At 71.2% G+C, this 4,139-nt stretch carries 5 protein-coding genes; all 5 read left to right on the forward strand.

The window, feature by feature from the left end:
- Positions 1–1,177: alpha/beta fold hydrolase (locus ABZ885_RS36575; RefSeq protein WP_360198777.1), on the forward strand; the 1,177-nt coding region annotated here is incomplete at its 5' end.
- 46 nt (positions 1,178–1,223) lie between these two features.
- Positions 1,224–1,439 carry an MbtH family protein gene (locus ABZ885_RS36580; RefSeq protein ID WP_360198780.1) on the forward strand — a complete coding sequence of 72 codons (216 nt, stop codon included), beginning with the start codon at positions 1,224–1,226 and terminating at the stop codon, positions 1,437–1,439.
- A gap of 5 nt (positions 1,440–1,444) precedes the next feature.
- A complete protein-coding gene (locus ABZ885_RS36585; RefSeq protein WP_360198783.1) occupies positions 1,445–2,692 on the forward strand; it encodes a cytochrome P450 in 1,248 nt (415 codons plus the stop codon).
- Positions 2,693–2,722: 30 nt separating this feature from the next.
- Entirely contained in the window at positions 2,723–3,460 is a 738-nt protein-coding gene (locus ABZ885_RS36590; RefSeq protein WP_360198786.1) for an SRPBCC domain-containing protein, read from the forward strand.
- Between the two features lie 34 nt (positions 3,461–3,494).
- Positions 3,495–3,686, forward strand: coding sequence for a hypothetical protein (locus tag ABZ885_RS36595; protein WP_360198788.1), 192 nt, complete (start codon positions 3,495–3,497; stop codon positions 3,684–3,686).
- Positions 3,687–4,139 lie beyond the last annotated feature (453 nt).

The raw sequence follows: 4,139 nt of genomic DNA on the forward strand, positions 1-4,139 counted from the left end.
GCCGGCCGCGTTCGTCACCGTGGCCGCGCTGCCGTTGACCGCCAACGGCAAGCTCGACCGGGCCGCCCTGCCCGCCCCCGAGTACGGGGCGTCGGACGCCGGGCGCGGCCCGCGGACGCCGCAGGAGCAACTGCTGTGCGGCCTGTTCGCCGAGGTCCTCGGCCGGGAGCAGGTCTGCATCGACGACAGCTTCTTCGACCTGGGCGGGCACTCGCTGCTGGCCGCCCGGCTGGCCTCCCGGGTCCGCGAGACCCTCGGCCTGGAGCTGGGACTGCGCATGCTGTTCGAGGCGCCGACCGTGGCCGGGCTCACCGAACGCCTGGTCATGAACGATCCCGACGACGCGCTGGACGTGGTGCTGCCGCTGCGGTCCACCGGGACGGGCACACCGCTGTTCTGCGTCCACCCCGGCGGCGGCATCAGCTGGTCGTACAGCGGGCTGCTGAACCACGTCGGCCCGCAGCACCCGGTCTACGCGATCCAGGCGCGCGGCCTCGGCCGGCCCGAACCGCTGCCCACGTCCTACGAGGAGATGGCGGCCGACTACGCCGACCACCTCCAGAAGATCCAGCCGGAGGGCCCGTACCTGCTGCTCGGCTGGTCCGCCGGCGGGCTGATCGCCCACGCGCTGGCCTGCGAGCTGCAGTCGCGCGGCGAGCGGACCGCACTGCTGGCGATCCTCGACGCCTATCCGGTGAAGGACGTGCAGTTCGAGGAGGTGCCGGTGCCCACCGAGCGCGACGTGCTCGTCGGGGTGCTCGACGTCGACCCGGACGAGCTGGGCGACCGGGACATCACCTACGCGCAGGTCGCCGAGGTGCTGAACCGGCGGGGCAGCGCGCTGGCCGGCCTGAACGAGCGCCAGGTCGGGGTGATCGTCCAGATCATGATCAACAATGCCCGGCTCGCCGTCGACTTCGTCCCCGGCAGGTTCGACGGAGACCTGCTGCTCTTCAACTCCACGATCGACCGGACCGAGGACAACGCCGGGCCCGGGATCTGGCAGCCCTACATCGCCGGCCGGATCGAATCGCACGAGGTCACCACCCGGCACAACCGGATGACCCAACCCGGCTCGCTGGCCCAGATCGGACCGATCCTGGCCGCCAGGCTCGCCGAGGCCACCGGAGAAGCCGGTGAAACCGGTGCCACCGGTGAAGCCGGCGCCGGCAAGTGACACCACCGGCAAGTGACACCACCGTTCCCACCAGGAGGACCGACCCATGACCAACCCCTTCGACGACCAGGACGCCACCTTCCTCGTGCTCGTCAACGACGAGAACCAGCACTCCCTGTGGCCGCAGTTCGCGGACGTCCCCGCGGGCTGGACCGTCACCCACGGCCCCGACACCCACACCGCCTGCCTCGAGTACGTCGAGAAGTCCTGGACCGACATGCGGCCCAAGAGCCTGGCCGACGCCATGGACGCCCAGCGGTAGCCGACGTGACCACCACCGACACCAGGGACGGGGCCCGCGGCACCGCGGGCCCCGCCCGGCCCCACGACCTCGCCGCGGACCTCCTCACCCCCGAGGCCCGCCGGGACCCGTACCCGGTCTACGCCCGCATGCGGCGCGAGAGCCCGGTGCACCGCAGCGCCCAGGGCATCTGGTACCTCACCCGGTACGCCGACGTCGAGGCGGCACTGGGCGACCTGCGGCTGTCCAACGACCGCGACCGGATGACCCGCGCCTACGTCGCGCTCGGCGGCGACCTGAAGGCCTTCAGCCGGATCACCGACCGGCTCGGCCGGGTGATGACCAACACCGACCCGCCGGACCACGCCCGGCTGCGCAAGCTCGCCAACCGCGCCTTCACCGCCCGACGCGTCGAAGCCCTGCGCGACGGCATCCAGCGGATCGTCGACCAGCTGATCGACCGGGCCGTCCAGGCCGGGCCGGCCATGGACCTGATCGAGGCGGTCGCCGGCCCGCTGCCGCTGTCCGTCGTCTGCGAGCTCTTCGGCATCCCGCCGGCGGACCGCCCCCAGGTCAAGACCTGGTTCCGCCGCTTCGGCCGGATCAGCGAGGACCTCGACAAGTCCGAGGAGGCGATCGGGCAGTACGAGGAGTACCTCGCCCGCCTCATCCGGCAGCGCCGGGCCGACCCGGGCGACGACCTGATCAGCGCCCTGGTCGCCACCCAGGCACAGGACGACCGGCTCACCGACTCCGAACTCCTCTCCACCTGCTTCGTGCTGATCACCGCCGGCGACGAGACCACCACCCACCTGATCGGCAACGGCGTGCTCGCCCTGCTGCGCCACCCCGGCCAGCTGGCCCGGCTGCGCGAGGACCCGGCGCTGATCCGCGGCGCCGTCGAGGAACTGGCCCGCTACGACACGGTGACCCAGGCGATCGTCCGGGTCGTCGCCGAGGACCTGGAGATCGGCGGGCGGACGCTGCGCGAGGGCGAGCTGGTCTACCTCTTCCTCGCCGCGACCAACCGTGACCCCGACCGCTTCGAGGACCCCGACCGCCTCGACCTGACCCGCCCCGGCAACCGGCACCTGAGCTTCGGCAACGGCCCGCACTTCTGCCTCGGCGGCCCGCTGGCCAAGCTCCAGGCGGAGGTGGCCATCGGCACGCTGGTCCGCCGGCTGCCCGGGCTGCGCCTGGCCGACGGGGCGCGGCTGGAATGGCGCCCCAATCCGCTGCAGCGGCGGCTGAGCGCCCTCCCGCTCACCTACTGACACCCGAACGACGACGAAGGAGAACGGACCGTGACCCGAGAGTTCGAGGTCCGCAAGGAACAGGACCTGCCCGCGACCCCCGAGCAGGTCTGGGCCGCGGTCGCCACCGGCGCCGGCAACCTCGGCTGGCTGTACCCCATGGAGGTCGAACAGCGCCTCGGCGGAAAGGTCACCCGGGCCGACAGCACCGTCGTGGCGTGGGAGCCGCCGAGCCACTTCGCCGTCCGGGCCACCGTGGGGGACGAGTTCTCCAACACGCTCAGCTACCGGATCGAGCCGGTGGACGGCGGAGCGAGCCACCTGCGGATGGGAATCCACTGGGTGCACGAGGGCGTCTGGGACGAGGTCTGGGACACCAAGGCGGACGCGGCCGAGAAGCACGTCCACTTCTACCAGCACGGCCTCGCCGAGTACCTGCGGCACTTCGCCGGCCGCCCCGCCGTCTACGTCAAGGCCCAACGCCCCGGACCCACCGCCGACCCGGCCGACTTCGCCGCCCTGCGCCGGCGGCTGGGCCTCGCCGACGACGCGGCGGTGGGCGACCGGCTGTCGCTCGACCTCCCGGGTGTGGACGCCGGCCGGGAGGAGGTGGTCGTGGACTGGCTGAGCCCCGATTTCGTCGGCCTGCGCGGCCCGGAGGCGCTCTACCGGTTCTTCAACGGCAGCACCTGGAACACCCCGATCTGGCTGGGCCACCACCTGTTCGCCGAGGACGCGGACGAGCAGCAGGCCGTCAAGGCGTGGACCGACTGGCTCAACGGCTCCTGACCTGCCGCTCACCGGACAACCGAAGGACCTCTTGGTGGAAGAAACACTGCTCTACGCCGCCGAACTCGTCGAGGAAGGCGGCACCTACAAGCTCGTCGTGCAGGACGTGGTGCGGGACACCGTCCAGGTCACCCCGGTTCCCAAATCCGCGGTGGACAAGCTCCCGGTCTTCCTGTCGGCGCTCAGCTCCAAGCTCAGCTCCGCACCGGCGCGCGGCCGCTGGTAGGCCTCGCCCGGGTCCACGAGGGCCGGCGCCGTCCGTGCAGCAGCTCACGGACGGCGCCGGCCCTCGTGGCGTCGTGGGCTGGGGCATTTGTTTCCGGCGTGGATGAGGAGTAGTGTTCACTGGTCGCTCGGCAGGGAGCACCGGACACGCAACTGCGCGGACGGTCCCGGAGCGGCCAGTCCTTGGAAACACCACACCTCAGCTCAGGCTGGGTCGCGCTATGCCTTTTTGGCTTTGCGGCTCGGGTCTGTTGTGGCGTGTTCGTTTATATGGATTGCGGCTGGATTCGCTTTTCGGAGCGGGGATCGGCTAGAGTTTGAAACGTCGGACGGGGCGTCAAGCCGCAGAAGACACCAGCGAGTTGGATGAACGAAGCGCCGGAAACGGGGCGGAACACATCTGATAAGCTGGGAACACGAAAGAACGAAGCGCCCGGAGGGCCCGCTAGAAGGC

The sequence above is a fragment of the Kitasatospora sp. NPDC047058 genome, assembly GCF_040643935.1.
GTDB lineage: Bacteria > Actinomycetota > Actinomycetes > Streptomycetales > Streptomycetaceae > Kitasatospora.